The sequence below is a fragment of the Aquabacterium sp. genome (genome assembly GCF_049274795.1).
In the GTDB taxonomy this organism is placed as follows: Bacteria; Pseudomonadota; Gammaproteobacteria; order Burkholderiales; family Burkholderiaceae_C; genus Aquabacterium.
This window is the reverse complement of record NZ_JBASTH010000088.1, coordinates 1-21,185: the sequence shown is the minus strand read 5'-3', so window position 1 is coordinate 21,185 and position 21,185 is coordinate 1. Positions and strand designations below refer to the sequence as shown.

General features: G+C 66.5%; 18 protein-coding genes. 6 read left to right on the top strand and 12 right to left on the bottom strand.

Annotated features, from left to right (window positions below):
• Positions 1-49 precede the first annotated feature (49 nt).
• From WAQ08_RS14255 to WAQ08_RS14210, 10 genes are all read right to left on the bottom strand, one after another.
• Positions 50-1,240 (bottom strand): diguanylate cyclase, encoded by a 1,191-nt coding sequence (locus tag WAQ08_RS14255; RefSeq protein ID WP_422192300.1) that lies wholly within the window; start codon positions 1,238-1,240, stop codon positions 50-52.
• On the bottom strand, positions 1,237-2,385 hold the full coding sequence (locus tag WAQ08_RS14250; RefSeq protein ID WP_422192298.1) for a diguanylate cyclase domain-containing protein: 1,149 nt from the start codon (positions 2,383-2,385) through the stop codon (positions 1,237-1,239). Before WAQ08_RS14250 ends, WAQ08_RS14255 begins: the two co-directional genes overlap by 4 nt.
• A gap of 123 nt (positions 2,386-2,508) precedes the next feature.
• The gene (locus WAQ08_RS14245) at positions 2,509-3,453 is read right to left on the bottom strand and encodes an alpha/beta fold hydrolase (protein WP_422192296.1); all 945 of its coding nucleotides are present in this window, start codon (positions 3,451-3,453) and stop codon (positions 2,509-2,511) included.
• 167 nt (positions 3,454-3,620) lie between these two features.
• Positions 3,621-4,523: a 3-keto-5-aminohexanoate cleavage protein gene (locus WAQ08_RS14240; RefSeq protein ID WP_422192295.1), complete on the bottom strand. Its 903-nt coding sequence runs from the start codon at positions 4,521-4,523 to the stop codon at positions 3,621-3,623.
• 4 nt (positions 4,524-4,527) lie between these two features.
• Positions 4,528-6,522 carry an acetyl-CoA carboxylase biotin carboxylase subunit gene (locus WAQ08_RS14235; protein ID WP_422192294.1) on the bottom strand — a complete coding sequence of 665 codons (1,995 nt, stop codon included), beginning with the start codon at positions 6,520-6,522 and terminating at the stop codon, positions 4,528-4,530.
• 13 nt (positions 6,523-6,535) lie between these two features.
• Positions 6,536-7,372: an enoyl-CoA hydratase/isomerase family protein gene (locus WAQ08_RS14230; protein WP_422192292.1), complete on the bottom strand. Its 837-nt coding sequence runs from the start codon at positions 7,370-7,372 to the stop codon at positions 6,536-6,538.
• A gap of 3 nt (positions 7,373-7,375) precedes the next feature.
• On the bottom strand, positions 7,376-8,530 hold the full coding sequence (locus WAQ08_RS14225) for an acyl-CoA dehydrogenase family protein (protein ID WP_422192290.1): 1,155 nt from the start codon (positions 8,528-8,530) through the stop codon (positions 7,376-7,378).
• 86 nt (positions 8,531-8,616) lie between these two features.
• On the bottom strand, positions 8,617-10,239 hold the full coding sequence (locus tag WAQ08_RS14220; protein ID WP_422192288.1) for an acyl-CoA carboxylase subunit beta: 1,623 nt from the start codon (positions 10,237-10,239) through the stop codon (positions 8,617-8,619).
• Positions 10,240-10,250: 11 nt separating this feature from the next.
• Complete coding sequence (locus tag WAQ08_RS14215; RefSeq protein WP_422192287.1) at positions 10,251-11,150, bottom strand: SDR family oxidoreductase; 900 nt, start codon at positions 11,148-11,150, stop codon at positions 10,251-10,253.
• A gap of 102 nt (positions 11,151-11,252) precedes the next feature.
• On the bottom strand, positions 11,253-12,389 hold the full coding sequence (locus WAQ08_RS14210) for an acyl-CoA dehydrogenase family protein (RefSeq protein WP_422192285.1): 1,137 nt from the start codon (positions 12,387-12,389) through the stop codon (positions 11,253-11,255).
• A gap of 128 nt (positions 12,390-12,517) precedes the next feature.
• Here WAQ08_RS14210 and WAQ08_RS14205 point away from each other — a divergent pair, with 128 nt between their 5' ends.
• Together WAQ08_RS14205 and WAQ08_RS14200 are read left to right on the top strand one after the other, a co-directional pair.
• Complete coding sequence (locus tag WAQ08_RS14205) at positions 12,518-12,961, top strand: MerR family transcriptional regulator (protein ID WP_422192283.1); 444 nt, start codon at positions 12,518-12,520, stop codon at positions 12,959-12,961.
• 110 nt (positions 12,962-13,071) lie between these two features.
• Positions 13,072-13,632, top strand: coding sequence for an F-box protein (locus WAQ08_RS14200; RefSeq protein WP_422192281.1), 561 nt, complete (start codon positions 13,072-13,074; stop codon positions 13,630-13,632).
• Here the strand turns inward: WAQ08_RS14200 and WAQ08_RS14195 are convergent, their stop codons facing one another.
• Positions 13,633-14,343 (bottom strand): TetR/AcrR family transcriptional regulator, encoded by a 711-nt coding sequence (locus tag WAQ08_RS14195; RefSeq protein WP_422192279.1) that lies wholly within the window; start codon positions 14,341-14,343, stop codon positions 13,633-13,635.
• A gap of 187 nt (positions 14,344-14,530) precedes the next feature.
• Between WAQ08_RS14195 and WAQ08_RS14190 the strand changes: the two genes are divergently transcribed.
• The gene (locus tag WAQ08_RS14190; protein WP_422192277.1) at positions 14,531-16,135 is read left to right on the top strand and encodes a methyl-accepting chemotaxis protein; all 1,605 of its coding nucleotides are present in this window, start codon (positions 14,531-14,533) and stop codon (positions 16,133-16,135) included.
• Positions 16,136-16,220: 85 nt separating this feature from the next.
• On the opposite strand, the gene WAQ08_RS14185 is transcribed toward WAQ08_RS14190, so the two are convergent.
• A complete protein-coding gene (locus tag WAQ08_RS14185) occupies positions 16,221-16,892 on the bottom strand; it encodes a TetR/AcrR family transcriptional regulator (protein ID WP_422192276.1) in 672 nt (223 codons plus the stop codon).
• Between the two features lie 300 nt (positions 16,893-17,192).
• On the opposite strand from WAQ08_RS14185, the gene WAQ08_RS14180 reads away from it, so the two are divergent.
• From WAQ08_RS14180 to WAQ08_RS14170, 3 genes are all read left to right on the top strand, one after another.
• Positions 17,193-18,347 carry an acyl-CoA dehydrogenase family protein gene (locus tag WAQ08_RS14180; protein WP_422192275.1) on the top strand — a complete coding sequence of 385 codons (1,155 nt, stop codon included), beginning with the start codon at positions 17,193-17,195 and terminating at the stop codon, positions 18,345-18,347.
• 51 nt (positions 18,348-18,398) lie between these two features.
• Positions 18,399-19,604, top strand: a complete 1,206-nt coding sequence (locus WAQ08_RS14175) for an acetyl-CoA C-acetyltransferase (RefSeq protein ID WP_422192274.1) — start codon at positions 18,399-18,401, stop codon at positions 19,602-19,604.
• A 16-nt stretch (positions 19,605-19,620) separates the two neighbouring features.
• Positions 19,621-21,185 (top strand): 3-hydroxyacyl-CoA dehydrogenase NAD-binding domain-containing protein (locus tag WAQ08_RS14170; RefSeq protein WP_422192272.1); only part of this gene is annotated, 1,565 nt, incomplete at its 3' end.

The window sequence follows — 21,185 nt, the reverse complement described above, 5'->3', positions numbered from 1 at the left end:
GGCCACGAGGATTCGTGAATCAGGACAAGTACGCACCGCGTTCAGGGGATCAGTGCGGGCTGGGTGGTGCGGGGGGCTGCAAGGGCTCCGGGATGGGCTTGGGGGCCTGCACAGCGCGGTCACGGCCTTGCCGCTTGGCCTCGTAAAGGGCTTTGTCGGCCCGGTCCAGCAATTGGTCGATGCTTTCGCCCTGGGACCATTCGGCCACGCCGGCCGAGAAGGTCACGCGCATCTGCGGTGCCTCGTCGCTCACCGGTGTGCGGCGCAGGCCTTCGCGCAACCGGCGCAGGGCGATGCCGGCCTTGTCCACCGGTTCGGTGTCGGGCAGCATGATCAGGAACTCTTCGCCACCCCAGCGGGCGATGGTGTCGGTCTCGCGCAGCACGGCCTGGGCCTGTCGTGCGAAGGTGATCAGCACGTGGTCGCCCATGGCGTGGCCGTGGCGGTCGTTGATGTGCTTGAAGTGATCAAGGTCGATCAGGGCCACGCAGAAGCGGTGGCCGCCGGCCCGTGCGCGCTCGCGCTCGGCCTCCAGCCGGCCCTGCAGATGCTGGCGGTTGTACAGGCCTGTCAGCGGGTCGTGCTGCATCAGCACCTCGACCTCCTGCAGCGCGGTGGCCAGCGCGTTGCGATCGGCCGACAGGCGCTGGCGTCGCAGCGCGAAGCCATGTGATTGCCAGGTGAGCAGCCCCAGGATCGCGCAGGTGGTCAGGATCAGCAGCGACTGCAGGCGCGGTTCGAAATCAGGGGGCGCCGTGAGCAGGCACCACAGCAGCATCGCCAGCAGCATGGCGATCATGCCGACGCCGGTCCACAGCGCGGCGCGTGGCCGCAGGCTGAGAAAGCCGAACACCAGGATGAGCGAGAGCGTCTGCAGGCTGACGGCGCGGCCCACCGGCGAAATCGCATAGCCCACGACCAGCACCACGCAGGCCCACACGATCTGGGGAACCACGAGGCCGGGGTCGCCCCAGCGGGCCGTGAGGCCGCTGCGCACCAGCGGGTAAAAGGTGACCAGGGCGATGAACTGGTGGGCGATGAAGAAGTGCGCAGCGCCCTGCGAGACCAGCCCCCGGGGCATGATGTACAGCGGGATGAACAGGATCCAGCCCAGGTACAGCGAGTTGGCCAGCAGGCACATGAGCAGGCGGCTGCGCATGCGTGGTTCGGTGCCCAGCAGCAGATCACCCACCTGGCGACGCAGCCGGGACCAGGGTGGTGGGCTGTGCTGCGGGCTCATGGGGCCTCTTGCACGATGGTTCGGTCACGGCCCAGGGCCTTGGCCTCGTACAGGGCCTGGTCGACCCGCTCCAGGGTGCGGTGAACCTCGTCGGTGCTCACGCTCTGGCACAGCCCGGCCGAGAACGTGACCGGTTTCAGGCCGGGCACCAGGCCAGGCCAGTCCTCCTGAGCCATGGCCTGGTGCAGGCGCTGCAGCACGTCGCGGGCCGGGGCCAGTGCAGTGTCGGGCAACAGCAGCAGGAACTCTTCGCCGCCCCAGCGGGCCAACAGTGCCGTTGGGGGCATGGCGGCAGGCAGCAGGCGGGCCACCGCGCGCAGCACGGCATCGCCCGAGGCATGGCCGTGCTGGTCGTTGATCTGCTTGAAGTGGTCGATGTCCAGCAGCGCCACGCAGAAAGGGCGGTGGTTGCGCCGCTGGCGCAGCAGCTCTTCGGCCAGGCGTTGCTGCAGGTGCCGGCGGTTGTACAGGCCGGTGAGCCCGTCGCGAATGGCCAGGGCCTGGGTGCGGTCGAGCGTGCGGGTGAGTTCCGTGCGGGTGTCCAGCATCTGCCGCCGGATGCGCCGTGCCGTGCCGGAGACGATCAGCAGCACCGGCCCCATGGCGGCGGCCATGGCCAGGTTGATCACTTCGGTGTCGACATCGGCGGTGCTCAAACCCAGGTGCACCGCCACCAGCAGCATGCCCACGATCAGCACCGGCGCCGCGATGGCCGCCGCGCGCACCTGGGGCGGCGTGAGCCGGTTCATGTCGAAGACCAGGATGATGCACAGGTACTGCAGCGCCAGGCCGCGCACCGGGGGCAGCAGGGCGTAGGACAGGGCCACGCAGGCCAGGCTGAACAGCACGCGGGCATAGGCCAGCGTGGGCTCCCGATGGCGCAGGTGCCAGCCACTGCGCATCAGGGCATAGAACACGGCCAGGCCGCCAAAGCTGAACACGGTGATGAAGGCCACCTTCCAGCCGTGCAGCAGGCCCATCCACACGGCCAGGCCCAGCACCGAGCAGCTCACGCCGTAGGGCGGCAGCAGCCAAGCCAGGCGGCCGATGGCATGCCGGGTGTCGGGGTGGGAGCCCGTCAGCCAGGAGGTGCCCAGAGGGGCGGCGCCATCCATGGTCGAGGGCGGATCGTGGCTGGGCGGCATGTCCCCTGAGATGTTTGGTGTTCGCAGGTTCGGATATGCCGTGATTTCGACGCGGGTGCAAGCTGGCTTGAGGCCAAGGCCCCACTGGCACCAGGGAGTCAGGCCGGCGAGGGCCTGGCCGGATCAGGCCGCGGCGGCCGGGCGGCTGGTGAACTGCACGAAGCGGCGGATGGCGCCGGCCATCTCGCCCGGGTGCGAAGCGGGCATCCAGTGGCCTGCGGTGTACTCGCGGCGCCAGAGCTTGTCGGTCCAGCGGTGCAGGTCTTCCGTCAGCCACGGGCTGACGTACAGGTCGCGGCGCGGCACCAGCACCTGCACGGGCACGGTGGTGGGCCGGTTGCGGGGGCGCAGCAGGCGCGGGAGCATGTTGGCACGGTAGAGCTGCACGCCGTGCACGCCATCGGCCACCTGGGTGGGGTTGGTCTCCACCTGGGTGCCTTCCAGCAGGCGCACGAGCTTGGGCCAGGCTCGGCCCACGCCAGCACGCCACAGCAGGCCTGGCAGCAGCGGCAGCTGGAAGAAGTAGATGTACCAGGACTTGACCGACTGGATCAGCAACTGCTTGACGTTGCGCCAGGTGGGGTGCGCCAGGCGCTGGCGGAACCAGTGGCCGATGTGGTCCAGGCAGGGGCCGGAGCAACTGGTGAACGACAGGATGCGGTGCTGCAGGGCTGGCTCGGTGACGGCTTCCCAGCTCTGGATCGAGCCCCAGTCGTGCGCCACCAGGTGCACGGGCTTGTCCGGGCTGACCTGGTCGATCACGGCCACGAAATCGTCCTTGAGCTTGTCGAGCTTGTAGTCGCGGATGCGGGCGGGACGGTCGGATTGACCGGCGCCGCGCACGTCGTAGGCCACCACGTGGAAGTCGCGTGCCAGCAGATCGGCCACGGGGTGCCACACGGCGCTGTTGTCCGGGTAGCCGTGTACCAGCACGATGGTGGGCCGGCGCGGATCCCCCCACTGCTTGACGGCTAGCCGCACAGGGCCGGACATCACCGTGGACAGGCGAGGGGCCTGGCCGGGTGTGAGCGCGTGAGGGGCGGTGTCGGGCGACAGGGCGGCGGACATGGCGGGTGGCATGGCAGTCGGGTCGTGTTGGATCAGGAGCCGCGACTGTAGGAGCTTGCCTGAACCGCCGTCCATGATGCGAGGCGACAGCAAGGAACACCCCGCGACATGCAGGGGTGTTCCCCAGGGCTGTTTGCCGTGACGCGAAATCGCGTCGGGCCTCATGGTCAGGCCGCGGCGGCTTGCGGCGCGTCGGCGCCGTGCTGGCTGCCGCCCTTCAGGCCCAGCAACTGGCGGGCCTCGGAAGGGCTGGCGATCTCGCGGCCGGCGTTGCGGGCGCATTGGGCCAATGCTTCGATCAGCTGGCCGTTGCCGGTGGTGCGGGCGCCGCCGGGCAGGTAGAAGGTGTCTTCCACGCCGGTGCGCAGCATGCCGCCCAGATCAGCCGTGGCCTGGTGCACGGCCCAGATCTCTTCACGGCCGATCAGCGTGGTCTGCCACACGGTGCCGGGCTCGCGGTACTTGACCAGCAGGGCCAGCAGGTCGGCATCCACCGGCATGCCCGAGGCCACGCCCATCACGAAGTTGTACTCCAGGTGGTCGGTCATGCCGGCCTTGCGGTACATGCCCACCGAGCGCACGATGCCCACGTCGAAGCATTCGAACTCGGGGCGCGTGCCGGTTTCGTGCATCACGTCGATCATGGACTTGACCTTGTCGACCGTGTTGTCGAACAGCATGGGCGGCCAGGCCCATTGGCCGTTGTCCTTGATCTTGAGGTAGTTCAGGCTGCCGGCGTTGCAGGCGGCGATCTCGGGGCGCACGCGGCGGATGCAGGCCACGGGGCCGGAGATGTCCTTGCCGACCACGCCGGTCGTCAGGTTGATGATGACGCCGGGGCAGGCGGCGCGGATGGCGGTGTCGATCTCGGCGGCGACTTCCGGATCCCAGCTTGGCAGGCGGCCCATGCCTGGGGCCTGCTGGCGCAAGTGCACGTGCATGATGGAGGCGCCGGCGTCATAAGCCTCGCGTGCGGCGGCGGCCATCTCGGCGGCCGTGACGGGCACGGGGTGCTGGGCGGGGTCGGTGAGCACGCCGGTCAGCGCGCAGGTCAGGATGGCCTTGTCCATGGTGTCAGTCCTTGTTCGTCTCAAGTTCGATGTCGATCAGCAGGGCCTTGGCCTGCACCTGGTCGCCCACCTTGGCGTGCACGGCCTTGATGGTGCCGGCGGCCTGGGCGGTGAGCCACATTTCCATCTTCATGGCCTCGATGCTCAGCAGTTGCTGGCCCTCGGCCACGGTGTCGCCGGGTTTCACCAGCACCTGGGCGACGGTGCCGGCCACGGGGGCCAGCGCGCGGCTCGGGTCCTGGGCGGCGTTCTGGTCGGGCCAGGGTGAGGCCTCGGTGAACACGAAGGTGGCGGCGTCGATGACGAGGTGCAGCTCGGTGCCGAGCTGCACCGCCAGCACCTTGCGTTGCACGTCGTTGAGTTCGAAGCGCACCAGGCCGCCACGGGCGTCCGTGCCCTGGTCGATCAGGCGCAGTGCTTGTGCAGCCTCGGTGGGTGCGGGCTGCACGTGGACCACGCCATTCGCATCGGGGCGGGTGCGCAGCGTGCGGCGCGTGCCTTCGTGGACCAGGGGCAGGTCGTAGGCGGTGACGCTGTCGGCGCGCAGGGTACGGGAGGGGGCGGCACCACCGGCTGCGCGCGCAGCGAACAGCGCGGCGGCCAGCAGCCAGGCGTCTTCCGGCGCTTGCGGCTTGTTGAGCAAGGCCTCGCCATCGGTCTGCCACTGGTCGATCAGCGTGGTGGTCATCGTGCCGGCGCGGAATCGGCCGTGGTCCACCAGATCACGCAAGAAGCGGGCGTTGTTCTTCAGGCCCAGCAGCGGCGCGTCGTCCAGCGTGGCGATCAGGCGGCGGATGGCGTCGGCGCGGTCGCGGCCATGCACGATCAGCTTGGCCACCATCGGGTCGTAGTGGGGCGACACCTCGCCACCCTCGCGGATGCCGTCGTCGATGCGCACGCCGTCGTACAGGGCCGCGGCCGGGCGCCACCAGGCGATGGGGCCGGTCTGCGGTGCGAAGCCGCTGTACGGATCTTCGGCGTACAGGCGGGCCTCGATGGCGTGGCCGGTGTAGGTGATCTGGTCCTGCGTCACGGGCAGGGGCTGGCCGTCGGCCACGCGCAGCTGCCACTCCACCAGGTCGAAGCCCGAGATCATCTCGGTGACGGGGTGTTCCACCTGCAGGCGGGTGTTCATCTCCAGGAAGTAGTAGTTCAGTTCCTGGTCGACGATGTACTCAATGGTGCCGGCGCCCTGGTACTTGATCGCCTTGGCGGCCAGCACGGCGCTCTCGCCCATGGCCTTGCGCAGCTCGGGGCTCACCACCGGCGAGGGCGATTCCTCGATCACCTTCTGGCGGCGGCGCTGTGCCGTGCAGTCACGCTCGCCGATGTAGACGGCATTGCCGTGGCCATCGGCGAAGACCTGGATCTCGATGTGGCGGCCGTTCTCGACCAGGCGTTCCAGCATCAGCGTGCCGTCGCCGAAGGCGCTCTGGGCTTCGCGGCGTGCGCTGGTGATGGCCTGCGCGAGTTCGCTGTCTTGATGCACCAGGCGCATGCCGCGCCCGCCACCGCCGCTCACGGCCTTGACCAGCAGCGGGTAGCCCAGGCGCTTGGCCTCGGCGATCAGCGTGTCGTCGTTCTGGTCGGCGCCCAGGTAGCCGGGTGCCGTGGGCACGCCGGCCTTGATCATCTCCTTCTTGGCGCCGGCCTTGTCACCCATCACGCGGATAGCTTCGGGCGAAGGGCCGATGAAGGTGACGCCAGCATCCGCGCATGCTTGGGCGAAGCCGGCGTTTTCCGACAGGAAGCCGTAGCCGGGGTGGATGGCGTTGGCGCCGGTGCGGCGGGCTGCGTCGAGCAGCGCGTCCACCTTCAGGTAGGACTCGGACGCGGCGGCCGGGCCGATGCACACGGCCTCGTCGGCCAGCGACACGTGCGGTGCGTTGGCATCGGCCTGGCTGTAGACAGCGACAGTGCGGTAGCCCAGTTTGCGGGCCGTGCGGATCACGCGGCAGGCGATCTCACCGCGGTTCGCGATCAGGATCTTGGTCAGCATGGTCGTGTGTGGTTCAAGTGGCTTGGGGAACCCACTTGGGTTTGCGTTTCTGCATGAAGGCGCTGGTGCCTTCCTGGCCTTCGTCGCTGAGCACGGCGCGCGAGAAGAGCAGGGCGGCTTCGTCGATCAGCGTGTCGGCCGGTTCGATGCGCGCGCGCGCCAACAGGCCCTTGGTCACGGCGATGGCGCCGGGCGCACAGGCCTGGATGCTGGCGACGGTGCGTTGCAGCGCGTCTTCCAGCGCGGCGGCATCGGGCGCCACCTCGTGCACCAGGCGGATGGTCAGCGCCTGCGAGGCATCGACCTTGGCGCCGGTCACGGCCAGACGCTTGGCCTCGGCGTAGCCGATGCGCTCGACCAGGAAGGGCGCGATCTGCGCGGGGATCACGCCGAGGGCGGTCTCGGGCAGGCGGAAGGCCACGCTCTCGGCGGCCAGGCTCACATCCGACACGCAGGCCAGACCGAAGCCGCCGCCCATCACCGTGCCTTCGAGCACCGTGACGATGGGCAGGGGGGAACGGGCATAGGCCAGGCACAGGCGCCCGAACTGGGCGTTGAACGCGGCGACCGGGTCTTGATCACCCACCGTGCCTTCAGCCTGGGCCTGCGCCAGCTTCATGCGGGCTTGCGCCATGTCGGAGATGTCGCCGCCGGCGCAGAAGTGCCCACCCGCGCCACGCAGCACGACCACGCGCACGGCGCTGTCGCCCTCGGCCTGCTTGAGCGCGTCGAGCAGCTCGTTGACCATGGCCAGCGACATGGCATTGCGCACCTCGGGCCGGTTGAGCGTGAGCGTGCACACGCCCGCATCCACCGTGGCCTGGATGGTCTTGAAGGACGAGGCATCCATGGTTCAGCGCACCTTCTTGGGCAGCGTGCCTTCGAGTTTGGCGATGATGCCCAGCATGATCTCGTCGGCGCCACCACCGATGGACACGAGGCGGCCGTCACGATAGGCCTGCGAGATCGGGTTGTCGTAGGTAAAGCCCATGCCGCCCCAGTACTGCAGGCAGCTGTCGGCCACTTCGCGGATCAGGCGGCCGCACTTGAGCTTGGCCATCGAGGCCAGGCGCGTCACGTCCTTGCCGCCCACGTATTCCTCAACCGCGCGGTAGGTCAGCGAGCGCAGGGCCTCGACCTCGGTGCGCAACTCGGCCAGTCGGAAGTGGATGACTTGGTTGTCCAGCAGGGGCTTGCCGAAGGTGTGGCGCTCGCGGCAGTAGTCGATGGTCAGGTCGATCAGCTTGTCGAGCATCTTCAGCGAGTTGGAGGCACCGTACAGGCGCTCTTCCTGGAACTGCAGCATCTGCATCATGAAGCCGGTGCCTTCGATGCCGATCAGGTTGCGCTTGGGCACGCGCACGTTGTCGAAGAAGATCTGCGCCGTGTCCGACGAGTTCATGCCGATCTTCTTGATCTTCTGCTTGGTGATGCCCTTGGCATCCATCGGCACCATGATCAGCGACTTGTTCTCGTGCACCTTGCCTTCGGAGGTGTTGGCCAGCAGGCAGCACCAGTCGGCCTGCATGGCGTTGGTGATCCACATCTTGCTGCCGTTGATGACGTAGTCGCCGCCTTCGGTGCGGGCCGTGGTCTTGAGCGCGGCCACGTCGGAGCCGCCACCGGCTTCCGAAACACCGATGCAGCCGACCATGTCGCCGGCGATGGAGGGTGCCAGATACTCGCGCTTGAGTTCATCCGAGCCGAAGCGGTGCAGGGCCGGGGTGCACATGTCGGTCTGCACGCCGATGGCCATGGGCACGCCGCCGCAGGGGATGGCGCCCAGCTCTTCGGCCACCACCATCGAGTACGAAAAATCCAGGCCCATGCCGCCATAGGCCGTATCGTACTTCACGCCCAGCAGGCCCAGGTTGCCCATCTTCTTGAACAGCTCGTGCGCGGGGAAGATCTCGGCCTCTTCCCACTCTTTGATGTGCGGGTTGATCTCTTGTTCGCAGAAGCGCTTGACGGTTTCGGCCAGGGCGCGGTGTTCGGCGGTGAATTGCATGGTGTGTCTCCTCGGTCTCGTTGCCTGCCGTGGTGGCGGGCGCTGTGTTGTGTGGTGGGGTGGTGGCTTTAGCGTGGGGCAATCGCTCAGAGGCGGGCGACGCCGAAGGTGTTGCCGCGCAGTTCGCGCTGGTCGGCCTCGCGGGCCAGGTCCAGGCAGAGCGAGAGCACGCGGCGGGTGTCGCGCGGGTCGATGATCCCGTCGTCCCAAAGGCGCGCGGTGCCGAACAGCACGTTCGACTCCGCGTCCAGGCGCTTCTTGATCTCGGCGGACATGCCTTCGAGCATCGCGTCGTTCACGGGCATGCCGGCGCGTTCCATCTTTCCGCGCGTGACGATCTCCATCACCTTGGCCGCCTGCGCGCCGCCCATCACGGCGGTGCGGGCCGAAGGCCACGAGAAGATGAAGCGCGGATCGAAGCCTCGGCCGCACATGCCGTAGTTGCCCGCGCCGAAGGAGCCGCCCAGCACGATGGTGAACTTGGGCACGCGTGCGTTGGCCACGGCCTGGATCATCTTGGAGCCATGCTTGATGGCGCCGCCGTGTTCAGCGGCCGAGCCCACCATGTAGCCCGTGGTGTTTTGAAGGAACAGCAACGGTGTGCCGCTTTGATCACACAGCTGGATGAACTGTGCGGCCTTGGTCGAGCCCTGTGGCTGGATCGGGCCGTTGTTGCCCAGGATGCCGATCAGGTGGCCGTTGATGCGAGCATGGCCGCACAGCGTCTCGGGCGCGTAGTTGGCCTTGAACTCCAGGAAGTCGGAGCCGTCGACGATGCGGGCGATCACTTCGCGGGTGTCGAAGGGCTCGCGGTCGTCGGCGGGGATGCAGCCGAGCAGCTCTTCTTCGTCGAACAACGGCGCGGCAACGGGCTTGGCCGAACCCGATGCAGCGGAGACCTCATCCCACTGCAGCTTGTCCATCAGCTCACGCGCCATCGCAATCGCGTGCGCATCGTTGTCGCACAGGTACTCGCCCAGGCCGGTCACGCTGGCGTGCATCTCGGCGCCGCCCAGGTCTTCGTCGGTCGCGTCTTCACCGATGGCGGCCTTCACCAAAGGTGGGCCGGCCAGGTAGATGCTGGAGCGTTCACGCACCAGCACCACGTAATCCGACAGGCCGGGCAGGTAGGCGCCACCGGCCGTGGACGAGCCATGCACCACCGCGATCTGCGGGATGCCCATGGCCGACAGGCGTGCCTGGTTGGCGAAGCTCTTGCCGCCATCCACGAAGATCTCGGCCTGGTACATCAGGTTGGCGCCGCCGCTTTCGACCAGGCAGAGCAGGGGCAGCTTGTTCTCGCGGGCGATCTCTTGCGCGCGCAGGCCCTTGCGCAGGCCCATGGGCGAGATCGTGCCGCCCTTGAGCGCGCTGTCGCTGGCAGTGACCAGGCAGCGCTTGCCCGCCACGGTGCCGATGCCGATGATGGTGCCGCCGCCCAGCACGCTCTTCTTGCCGTCGTCATCGTGCATCCCTAAGCCGGCCAGGGTGCTGATCTCGAGGAAGATGGAATCGCGGTCGAGCAGGCGGGCGACACGTTCGCGCGGCAGCAATTGGCCGCGCTTGTCGAACTTGTCGCGTTTGGAGGCCGAGCCTTCGCGGGCCAGGGCCTCGAGCGAGCGCACCTGGTCCAGGCGCTCGCGCATGCGGTCGGCATTGGCGCGGAAAGCGTCGGACTTGGGGTTGAGTTGTGAACGCAGGACAGGCATGGCGTGTGGGTTCAGATGTCCTTGAGCACCTTCGGCACCACCGCGCGGTGGAAGCCGTCGAAGGTGGCTGGAGGCTTGTGGGGGGCCACGGGGTAGAGCGCGTTGTTCAGCGGCGCGCCACCGTCGATGGGCACGGTGATGCCGGTGACGAAGGCCGCGCCTGGGCTCAACAGGAAGCAGATCACGGCGCTCACTTCGGCCTCCAGGCCCATGCGTTTCATGGGCACGTTGTCTTTCAGGCTGTGCAGCAGCGGGGCCATCTCGGGGCTGTAGGCGTCCATGCCGCTGGAGGCGATCCAGCCTGGTGCCACGGCGTTCACGCGCACGTTGGCGAAGGCCCATTCGTAGGCGGCCGTCTTGGTCAGGTTGACCATGCCCGCGCGTGCCGCGCCCGAGTGGCCCATGCCGGCCATGCCGTTCCACATGTCGGCCACCATGTTGACGATGGCGCCGCCGTTCTTCTGCATGGTCTGGTTGAACACCTCGCGTGCCATCAGGAAGCCGCCCGTGAGGTTGTTGGCCACCACGGCCTCGAAGCCACGCTTGGAGATCATCTGTAGCGGCGCCGGGAACTGGCCGCCCGCGTTGTTCACCAGGCCGTCGATGCGGCCGTGCTTGGCGATGATGCCGGCGATGGCCGTTTTGACCTGGTCGTCGTCGCGGATATCGAAGGCGGCGGTGTCGACCAGGCCGCCGTCTTCGCGGATCTCGGCAGCGGTGGCGTCCAGCTTGGACTGCGTGCGGCCGGTGATCACGACGGTAGCGCCCAGCGAGGCCAGCTCATGCGCCACGCAACGGCCGATGCCGCTGCCGCCGCCGGTGACGACGTGCACCTGGCCCTTGAACACGTCAGGGCGCAGCACGCTGGCGTAACGTGCACCTGGGGATGGGGTGGATGTGGGTTGGGACATGGTGAGCGTGAATCTAGGTCAAGTTGACGTTAACGTCAATTGAATATCGTTTTGGTTATTTGAAAAGGTAATCCTGCGAACCGTGGACGGGATGCGCGGGCCTCACAGGGCCAGCTGCTTGGCGATGATCTCGTTCATGATCTCGTGCGTGCCGCCGCCGATCGAGAGGATGCGGTTGTCGCGGTACAGGCGCTCGACCACCGATTCGCGCATGAAGCCCATGCCGCCGAAGATCTGCACCGCCTCGTAGGTCACGACGTCGGACGTCTCGGTGGCGAAGTTCTTGGCCATGGACACCTCCTTGAGGATCTGCTCGCCGCGCGCCATGCGGGTCGCGCAGTGCAGGGTGTATTCACGGGCGATCTCGACCTTGGTGGCCATCTCGGCCAGTTTGTGCCTGATCACCTGGTGTTTGGACAAGGGTTTCCCGAAGGTGACGCGGGTCTTGACGTAGTCCAGGCAGGCCTCCAGCGCGATCTGGGCCGTCATGTAGGCCATCACCGCCAGGGCCAGGCGCTCGGTCTGGAAGTTCAGCATGATGGTCAAAAAGCCCGAGTTCTCCGGCCCGATCAGGTTGCCTGCCGGCACGCGGCAGTCGCTGAAGAACAGCTCGGCCGTGTCCGAGGCCCACCAGCCCATCTTCTTCAGATCGCGTCCCACCGAGAAGCCCGGCGTGCCCTTCTCGATCAGCAGCAGCGACACGCCTGCGTAGCCGGCCTCGCCGGTGCGCACGGCCACTGTCACGTAATCAGCCCGCGTGCCCGAGGTGATGAAGGTCTTCGATCCGTTGACGACATAGTGGTCGCCATCACGCACGGCGCGGGTGCGCAGGTTGGCTACGTCGGAGCCGCCACCGGGCTCGGTGATGGCCAGCGCGGCGATCTTTTCGCCCGCCAGCACGGCGGGCACGATGCGCTTTTGCAGCTCGGGTGAGCCCATGCGCCACACGGGCGGCAGGCCGATGTCGAGCGAGCCGATGCTGGCCGCGAAACCGCCGGAGGTGCTGCGCACCAGCTCTTCCGTCACGGCGATCTTCATGAAGATGTCGTGCTCGCCGGTGCCGCCCAGCGCCTCGGGGTGGCCGATGCCCAGCAGGCCCAGGGCGCCTGCCTTGTTGTAGACCTCACGCGGGAAGCCGCCCGCCTCTTCCCATTCGTCGATGTGCGGCCTGACCTCCTGCTCGACGAAGCGCCGCGCAGTCTCGCGCACCATGGCGTGGGTCTCATTGAAGTAGGTCATCCGGGGCAGTTCCACTGGGTGTGATCGATGCCCGCGAATCTAGCTACTGTTGACGTTAACGTCAATGATGTCACGCATAAGTAAAATCCCGATCATGACAGACAGTCTGCGGATGGATAATGCCGTGCATGGACAAGAGCACGCGTTCCGACCTGACCGACACCGTGGGCGATGACGCCCTGATGGGCATCGCCGAGATGTGCGAGACCTTCGATGTGTCTGCCCGCACCTTGCGTTTCTATGAAACCAAGGGGCTGCTGATGCCTCGGCGGCTCAACGGCACGCGCGTGTACTCCAAGATCGACCGTGCCCGGCTCGCGCGCATCCTGCGTGCCAAGAACCTGGGCATGCCGCTGTCCGAGATCAAGGCCTACCTCGACATGTACGGTGACCACGGCGAAGGCCGTGTGCAGCAGCTCACCTACGTGATCGAGACCACGGACGCGGCCATCCGCGACCTGGAGGCCAAGCGTGCCGAGATCGACACCTCGCTGCACGAGTTGCGCCTGATCAACCAGCAGAGCCGGCAGGCGCTGGACGCCAAGCGCAGCAAGACGCGCGACAAGGTCTGAGGGCCGGCTGGGGCCTGTATGAGCCCCTAGTACGCAGGATGGTCGGCAGGTGGCTGCTGGCCTAGAGTGGTAAGGCGATCCCCGACAAGGCCGGGGTTGGAGGCGCCACCATGCCCGCTGTCCTGCCGGAAGATGTTCTCAAGCTCATCTGCAAGAAGCTGGACAGCAAATCACTGAGCAGATTCGATCAGACCTGCAAGCATGTCCACAAGGTGGTCAGGGCAATGCGTGTGCAGGATCCGGCTCTGGTGCTTCTTCCCCAGTTAAGCAGTGCTCACAAGGGTTTTAGCATACTCAAGAAGTTGATGACGGAGTTGCGCGAGGAGCATGACGACTTGCAGCAGACCGTAGCCTTGCTCAAGAAACACAAGTCCGACAAGGCCTGGCAGGCTGAGAACAAGGACCTTCTTGCCAAGACGCTCAAGGACATGAGATTCCGGCGGGACCGCATTAAGAACATGAGCGGGCCGGTGGATACCCTGCTGGGTGAGATCGAGTTGCTCCGTGAGGGCGTCAAGAAGGCCGAACAGGCGCGGAAAGTGAAGGTCGTGGCCACGTTCAATGCCATGTCGGATGCCGTGATGAGGTGGCGGGGCGAACTGAGCGTCTTGCAGCGAAAGCTGGAGGACATTGCCAAAGACTTCCAGGAATGCGCCAAGGTCAAGGTCTGATCAGTTGATGGGCTCAGGGCGCAGACAGCTTTCCACGGCCTGCACGATCAGATTGATCGTGGTGGCGCGCAGCGCTTGCATGTCGCTCCATGGATGCCGTGTATTGATCAGGCGCGAGTGCAGGTAACCCACCGACATCAGCAGGCGCAACTCACTGGCATGGCGCAGGCGGGCCTCGTCGCAGTCGCCACCCAGGGCGTCGGCTACATCGCGTGACAGTGCGGTGGAGGCCTGCAGCACTTCGCGGAAGATGGGGTGCTCTTCCCAGGATGGCGTTTCCGGCGCTTCCGTCTCGTGTCTGTCCAGCATGAACACCAGGCGGTAGCTGTCAGGGTGCCCCTCGTAGTAAGAGAGGAAGGCATCCACCCAGGCGCGAAGCCGTGCCTGCGGATGGGCTCCTGCGGCGTCCACGGCAGTTGTCAATTCGGCCTGTAGTTCCGTGATGGTGCTCTCCCACAGGCCGTGCAACAGGTCGGCCTTGCTGGGGAAGTAGCGGTACAGCGCCATGGCCGACACCCCCACCCGCGCGGCCACGGCGCGCATCGTCACGCCGGCCAGTCCGCCTTCGCGGAACAAGGCTTTCGCTGCGTCCAGGGCGGCTTGGCGCAGGGCCTGCTGGTCGGCCTCGTTGCCGCGTCGCACGCGAGAGGGGGGCGCCGGCCTCTTGGCAGAGGCTCGGCTGCGCTTGGTGGAAAGAAGCGGCTTGTTCATCCGGTCTTTATCGTACGCGTAAACGTACAAGTAAAACAAGTGCGGAAAAGTGCGCGTATTCCGTGTTCAGACTCGTTCAGGTCTGTCCGATAGTCACGGCACCCATGCGGCCGCTCTCCATTGCTGGTCGCCCCAGCCTAGCGCAGTCCACATCGGCACTGCCTCTCAGCCAAGGAAAGACCCGCCCATGTCATTGCTTCAAAACTTGTCCGTTCGCGGCAAGCTCATCTTCGCGTTCGCCACCGTGCTGGTGTTGATGAGCCTGATCACCCTGTTGTCGGGTGTGCAGGGCGCGCGCGTGGGTGAGCGTACCCAGGCCTTGATCGATGTGCGCCTGTCCGGCGTGCGCGACAGCCTGCTGATGGCGGAGTCCGCGACCCGACTGCGCACGCGCGACTACCGGATCGGCACCAGCGAGCAGTCCGAACTGCCGCGCCTGGTCGAGAACCTGCGCCTCAACAAGGAAGAGTTCGACAAGTTCAGCAAGAGCTACGAATCTGCGATCGCCGATGAGCAGGAACGCGCGCTCTACAACCAGGCCATGTCCGATTGGCAGGGCTATGTGAAGGTGTCCGACGTGGCGGTTCAACTGGCCCAGGCCGGTGACGCAGCGGGCTCGCTGTCTGCGGTGCAGAGGGATGGCCTGAAAGCCTTCGAGAAGGGCAGCCTGTCGCTCAAGGCCCTGGCCGAGTACAACGACAAGATGGCCAACACCGATGGCCAGGCTGTGGCCGCGATGCAGCGCGCCAGCCTGCAAGGCACGGTGGGCCTGTTCGTGGTGGCCTTTGCCCTGGCCTCACTGATGTGCTATCTGATTTCGCGCGCCATCGCCAACCCCCTGGAACTGGCTGTGCAGGTGGCCAAGGCCGTGGCCGACGGTGACCTGACCCGCGAGACCAAGGCCCGTGGCAAGGACGAAGTGGCCCAGCTCATGGACGCTCTGGGGCAGATGGTGGCGCGCCTGCGCACCGTGGTGTCCGAGGTGCGCAATGGTGTGGAGTCCGTGAGCACGGCATCCTCGCAGATCGCGATGGGCAATGCCGACCTGAGCCAGCGCACCGAAGAGCAGGCCTCCAACCTGCAGCAGACGGCTGCGTCCATGGAGCAACTCACCTCGACCATCACGCAGAACGCCGAGGCGGCTGCCCAGGCCAGCCGCCTGGCATCGCGCGCCTCCGAGGCCGCGCGCAAGGGCGGGGACATCGTCAGCAACGTGGTCACCACGATGAACGACATCTCCGGCAGTTCGCGCCAGATCAGCGACATCATCGGCGTGATCGACGGCATCGCCTTCCAGACCAACATCCTGGCGCTGAATGCGGCCGTGGAGGCCGCCCGTGCCGGTGAGCAAGGCCGTGGCTTTGCCGTGGTCGCCGGTGAGGTGCGCACCTTGGCCCAACGCAGTGCCCAGGCCGCGAAGGAGATCAAGCAGCTGATTGGCGAGAGCGTGCAGAAGGTGGAGACGGGCGTGGAGTTGGTGTCCAGCGCGGGCAAGACCATGGGCGAGATCGTCGGCGAGGTCAAGCGCGTGTCCGACCTGATCGGCGAGATCAGCGCGGCCAGCCGCGAACAGTCGCAGGGCGTGTCGCAGGTGGGCGATGCGGTGCAGCAGCTCGACCAGGTCACGCAGCAGAACGCGGCGCTGGTGGAAGAAGCCGCGGCGGCTGCCGACAGCATGAAGCAGCAGGCCGCCAACCTGTCGCGTGTGGTGAGCGTGTTCAAGGTGGATGACCACGCCCACCATGAAGGCACGGTGCATGTGGCGTCGCGCCAACTGGCGTTGGCCGCCTGAGTTCATTGCGATCAGGCTGATCCAGCCCTGACGTGTGCCGCAGAAGCGGTGCCGTCAGGGCGTTGCGTTTTTTAGGGCGAGCTGTTCAGGCCTCGCCTGGCATCGACATTGCCCGCCACAGGATGCCGAACAGCTCGTCGAACTGGTCGATCAGCGAACGCTGCTCGCCGCGCACGATGTGCATCAGCACCACGCGCCCGACGATGCCCATGAACACGTCCAGCAGCACCTTGCTGGAGACCTTGTCGTTGAGCACGCCGCGCTGCTGCCCGTCCTTGAACACGCCCAAAAAAGCACCCATCAGGTCGGGGCTCTCGTAGATGCGGATGTTGCGGTGCCGCGTGATGGGCACGGCGGTGAACAGCAGCATCATCACGGCCGGGTGCTTGTCCATGTAGTCCAGCGTGACCCAGCAGGTCTTGCGCAGACGCTCGCGCGCGTCGTCGATGCCCTGCAGGTGGTCGATCATGCGCTCGGCCAGGCGACCCAGCATCACGTCGAGCATGGCGTAGACCAGCACTTCCTTGCTGCCGAAGTACTTGTAGATGGTCTGCAGCGACACGTTGGCCGCCTTGGCCACGTCCAGCAGGCTCACATCGTGGAAATCCTGGCTGGAGAACAGCTCCAGCACGGCCTTCTCGATGCGTTTGAGCGTGTCCGGCCGCATGGTGGCCAGGATGACGCGGCGGTCGTCATTCGCGCTGGGATCGGTGGGCTCGTGGCCGGCGTCAGCGCCGGGCGCGTGGGGCTCGGTCATGGGCGGGGCAGAAGGCAAGGCGTCTTTCCGGAACGGAAATCGATCTTACCAAATGACGTATACGTCAACCGATTACGTCGTTTTGGCTTGCTTAGTCAGCCGCCTCTTGCCAACATGGCAAAGCTGCGCAACACGCGTTCAACAGAGGAATCAGTGGCGACAACCCGGCTGCCGGTGTCGCCCAAGATTCCCACCCCAGGCGCCTCTGGATGGGTAATTGGAATTACCGTTTGGTGGTTTCCCTAGGTCGGCGGGTGTTCGCCAAGGTTTTTTGTGACGGATCACCGAGAGAGACATTCCATGCCGATTCAGAATTTCGAAGCCACCTGGATGACCGACGAACACAAGATGGTGTTCGACTCGGCCAAGCGTTTCATGACCGAACAGTGGGGCCCCAAGGACGAAGCCTGGCGCCACGCCGGCGTGATGGACCACCAGGCCTGGCGCGATGCCGGCGACAACGGCTTCCTGTGCGCCTCGACGCCTGAGCAATACGGTGGCGGCGGTGGCGACTTCGGCCACGAAGCCGCGTTGGTGCTGGCCCAGGGCGAAGCCGGCATCGGCGGCTTTGGCGGCTCGCTGCACTCGGGCATCGTCGCCCCCTACATCTTCCATTACGGCACCGAAGAGCAGAAGAAGCGCTGGCTGCCCCGCCTGGCCACGGGTGAGCTGGTCGGCGCCATCGCCATGACCGAACCCGGCACCGGCTCCGACCTACAGGGCGTGCGCACCCTGGCCGCGAAGGAAGGCGACACCTACAAGATCAACGGCAGCAAGACCTTCATCACCAACGGCCAGTTGGCCAACCTGGTGATCGTGGTGGCCAAGACCGACAAGGACAAGGGCGCGCAGGGCATCTCGCTGTTCGTGGTCGAAACCGACGAGGCGCCGGGCTTCCGCCGTGGCCGCAACCTCGACAAGATCGGCATGGACGCGCAGGACACCTCCGAGCTGTTCTTCGACGACGTGGTCGTGCCCGCCTCGAACCTGATCGGTGGCAACGAAGGCATGGGCTTCTTCCAGTTGATGGAACAGCTGCCGCAGGAGCGCATGCTGGTCGCCCTGGCCGGCATCGCCGCGATGGAGCTGGCCATGAAGGTCACGCTGGAATACACGAAGGAGCGCAAGGCCTTCGGTAAGCCCATCTTCCAGTTCCAGAACACGCGCTTCAAGCTGGCCGAATGCCAGGCCCTGCTGCTGGCTTCGCGGGCGCTGGTCGATGCGGCCATGGTGTCGCACCTGCAAGGCAAGCTGGGCGTGGACCGCGCCGCGCTGATCAAGTACTGGGTCACCGACAACCAGTGCAAGCTGATCGACGAATGCCTGCAGCTCTTCGGAGGCTACGGCTACATGAAGGAATACCCGATCGCCCGCCTGTGGGCCGATTCACGTGTGCAGCGCATCTATGGCGGCACCAACGAGATCATGAAGGAGCTGGCCTCGCGCTTCCTGTGATGCCTGCCTGCTTCGATTGAACACACACCACTGACGAACAAAGGAGCTTCCATGACCGAAGCCTACATTTTCGACGCCGTGCGCACCCCGCGCGGCAAGGGCAAGAAAGACGGCAGCCTGCACCAGGCCACGCCCGTGTGGCTGCTGAGCACGCTGCTGCGCGCACTGCAACAACGCAACCAACTGGACACCTCGCTGGTCGACGACCTGGTGCTGGGCTGCGTGACGCCCGTGGGCGAGCAGGGCGCCGACATCGCCCGCACCGCCATCCTCGATTCCGGCTGGGACCAGCGCGTGGCCGGCGTGACGCTGTCGCGCTTCTGCGCCTCGGGCCTGGAAGCCGTGAACCAGGCCGCGCAGCGCGTGGCCTCGGGCATGGAAGACATGATCGTGGCCGGTGGTGTCGAATCCATGAGCCGCTGGCCCATGGGCAGCGACGGCGGCGCTTGGGTGATGGACCCGCGCATCAACAGCGGCACGGCCTTCGTGCCGCAAGGCATCAGCGCCGACCTGATCGCCTCGCTCGAAGGCTTCTCGCGCCATGACCTGGACAGCTACGCCAGCGAGTCGCACCGCCGCGCCGCCCAGGCCCAGGCTGAAGGCCGCTTCGACAAGTCCATCGTGCCCGTGAAGGACCTCAACGGCCTGCTGATGCTGGGCCGCGACGAGACCGTGCGCGCCGGCACCACGCCGGAGACGCTGGCCAAGCTGATGCCCTCGTTCGAGATGATGGGCACCATGGGCTTCGACGCCACCGCGCTCGACAAGTACACCACCATCGAGAAGGTGACCCACAGCCACCACGCCGGCAACTCGTCGGGCATCGTGGACGGCGCCGCGCTGATCCTGCTGGGCAGCAAGGAGGCCGGCATCAAGGCGGGCCTCAAGCCCCGTGCCCGCGTGCGCATGTGCTCGGTGATCGGCTCCGAGCCCACCATCATGCTGACCGGCCCCACGCCGGCCTGCCAGAAGGCGCTCAACAAGCTGGGCATGACCCCGGGCGACATCGACCTGTGGGAAATCAACGAGGCCTTCGCCACCGTGCCGATGAAAACGGCGCGCGACCTGAACGTGCCGCTGGACCGCGTCAACGTGAACGGTGGCGCCATCGCGCTGGGCCACCCCCTGGGTGCCACGGGCGCCATCATCCTGGGCACGGCCCTGGACGAGCTGGAGCGCTCCGGCAAGGCCACCGCGCTGGCCAGCCTGTGCATCGGTGCCGGCATGGGCATCGCCACCATCATCGAACGCGTCTGATCCCGAGGGCCACGACATGACACAAGCACAAGCCTTCACATTCGACATCGATGCCGACGGCATCGGCCTCGTCACCATCGACATGCCCGGCCGGGCGATGAACGTGCTCAACCCGACGCTGGTCGAGCCCTTCGCCGCGCTGGTGCAGCAGCTGGAAACGGACGCCAACCTCAAGGGCCTGGTGATCACCTCGGGCAAGCCGACCTTCATCGTCGGCGCCGACATCGACCAGCTCACGCAGATCACCTCGGCCGAAGAGGCCTACAAGCTCTGCGAAGACCTCAAGGGCATGCTGCGCCGCATGGAAAAGAGCGGCAAGCCCGTGGTGGCCGCGCTCAACGGCACGGCCCTGGGCGGTGGCCTGGAGCTGGCGCTGGCCTGCCACGCCCGCATCGCCATCGACGATCCGAAGCTCAAGTTGGGCCTGCCTGAAGTGAAGCTGGGCCTGCTACCCGGCGGCGGCGGCACCCAGCGCGTGCCGCGCCTGATCGGCATCCAGAAGGCCATGGACCTGATCACCCAGGGCAAGGAACTCACCGCCGCCAAGGCCAAGGAGATGGGCCTGGTGACCGAGCTGGCCGCGAACCGCGACGAGCTGCTGGCCAAGGCCCGTGCCTGGTGCAAGGCCAACCCCAAGGCCGCCGCGCCGTGGGATACCAAGGGCTTCCGCATCCCCGGTGGCGACAGCAAGAGCCCGGCCGTGGTGCAGGTGCTGGCCATTGCCCCGTCGATGGCGAACGCCAAGGCGCACGGCAACTACCCGGCCATCACCCACATCATGAGCTGCCTGTTCGAAGGCTGCCTGCTGGATTTCGACGCCGCCTCGCAGGTGGAGTCGCGCTACTTCGCGGCCTGTGTGGTCTCGCAGACCAGCAAGAACATGATCGGCACGCTGTGGCACCAGCTCAACGCGATCAAGAAGGGCCAGTCGCGCCCCAAGGGCCCGGCCGAGAGCAAGGTCAGGAAGCTGGGCATCCTGGGCGCCGGCATGATGGGCGCGGGCATCGCCTACGTGTCCGCCAAGGTGGGCATCGACGTCGTGCTGCTGGACACCACGATCGAGAACGCCGACAAGGGCAAGGCCTACTCGCAAGGCCTGCTGGACAAGGCCGTGGCCCGTGGCCGCAGCACGCCGGACAAGCGTGACGCGCTGCTGGCCCGCATCAAGACGACCACCTCGTACGCTGACCTCGAAGGCTGCGACCTGGTGATCGAGGCCGTGTTCGAAGACCGCGCCATCAAGGCCGAGTGCACCAAGCAGACCGAGGCCGTGATCCCGGCCAGCGCGGTGTACGCCTCGAACACGTCCACCTTGCCCATCACCGGCCTGGCCCAGGCCAGCAGCCGCCCGCAGAACTTCATCGGCCTGCACTTCTTCTCGCCGGTGGACAAGATGCCGCTGGTCGAGATCATCGTCGGCAAGGACACCAGCGACGAGACGCTGGCCCGTGGCTTCGACTACGTGCTGCAGATCGGCAAGACGCCCATCGTGGTCAACGACAAGCGCGGCTTCTACACCTCGCGCGTGTTCACGACCTACATCATGGAAGGCATGGCCATGCTGGGCGAGGGCGTGCACCC

Coding starts and splice junctions, on each gene's coding strand:
- WAQ08_RS14255 (WP_422192300.1), bottom strand. CDS start 1,240: ATGAGCCCGCAGCACAGCCCACCACCCTGGTCCCGGCTGCGTCGCCAG.
- WAQ08_RS14250 (WP_422192298.1), bottom strand. CDS start 2,385: ATGCCGCCCAGCCACGATCCGCCCTCGACCATGGATGGCGCCGCCCCT.
- WAQ08_RS14245 (WP_422192296.1), bottom strand. CDS start 3,453: ATGTCCGCCGCCCTGTCGCCCGACACCGCCCCTCACGCGCTCACACCC.
- WAQ08_RS14240 (WP_422192295.1), bottom strand. CDS start 4,523: ATGGACAAGGCCATCCTGACCTGCGCGCTGACCGGCGTGCTCACCGAC.
- WAQ08_RS14235 (WP_422192294.1), bottom strand. CDS start 6,522: ATGCTGACCAAGATCCTGATCGCGAACCGCGGTGAGATCGCCTGCCGC.
- WAQ08_RS14230 (WP_422192292.1), bottom strand. CDS start 7,372: ATGGATGCCTCGTCCTTCAAGACCATCCAGGCCACGGTGGATGCGGGC.
- WAQ08_RS14225 (WP_422192290.1), bottom strand. CDS start 8,530: ATGCAATTCACCGCCGAACACCGCGCCCTGGCCGAAACCGTCAAGCGC.
- WAQ08_RS14220 (WP_422192288.1), bottom strand. CDS start 10,239: ATGCCTGTCCTGCGTTCACAACTCAACCCCAAGTCCGACGCTTTCCGC.
- WAQ08_RS14215 (WP_422192287.1), bottom strand. CDS start 11,150: ATGTCCCAACCCACATCCACCCCATCCCCAGGTGCACGTTACGCCAGC.
- WAQ08_RS14210 (WP_422192285.1), bottom strand. CDS start 12,389: ATGACCTACTTCAATGAGACCCACGCCATGGTGCGCGAGACTGCGCGG.
- WAQ08_RS14205 (WP_422192283.1), top strand. CDS start 12,518: ATGGACAAGAGCACGCGTTCCGACCTGACCGACACCGTGGGCGATGAC.
- WAQ08_RS14200 (WP_422192281.1), top strand. CDS start 13,072: ATGCCCGCTGTCCTGCCGGAAGATGTTCTCAAGCTCATCTGCAAGAAG.
- WAQ08_RS14195 (WP_422192279.1), bottom strand. CDS start 14,343: ATGAACAAGCCGCTTCTTTCCACCAAGCGCAGCCGAGCCTCTGCCAAG.
- WAQ08_RS14190 (WP_422192277.1), top strand. CDS start 14,531: ATGTCATTGCTTCAAAACTTGTCCGTTCGCGGCAAGCTCATCTTCGCG.
- WAQ08_RS14185 (WP_422192276.1), bottom strand. CDS start 16,892: ATGACCGAGCCCCACGCGCCCGGCGCTGACGCCGGCCACGAGCCCACC.
- WAQ08_RS14180 (WP_422192275.1), top strand. CDS start 17,193: ATGCCGATTCAGAATTTCGAAGCCACCTGGATGACCGACGAACACAAG.
- WAQ08_RS14175 (WP_422192274.1), top strand. CDS start 18,399: ATGACCGAAGCCTACATTTTCGACGCCGTGCGCACCCCGCGCGGCAAG.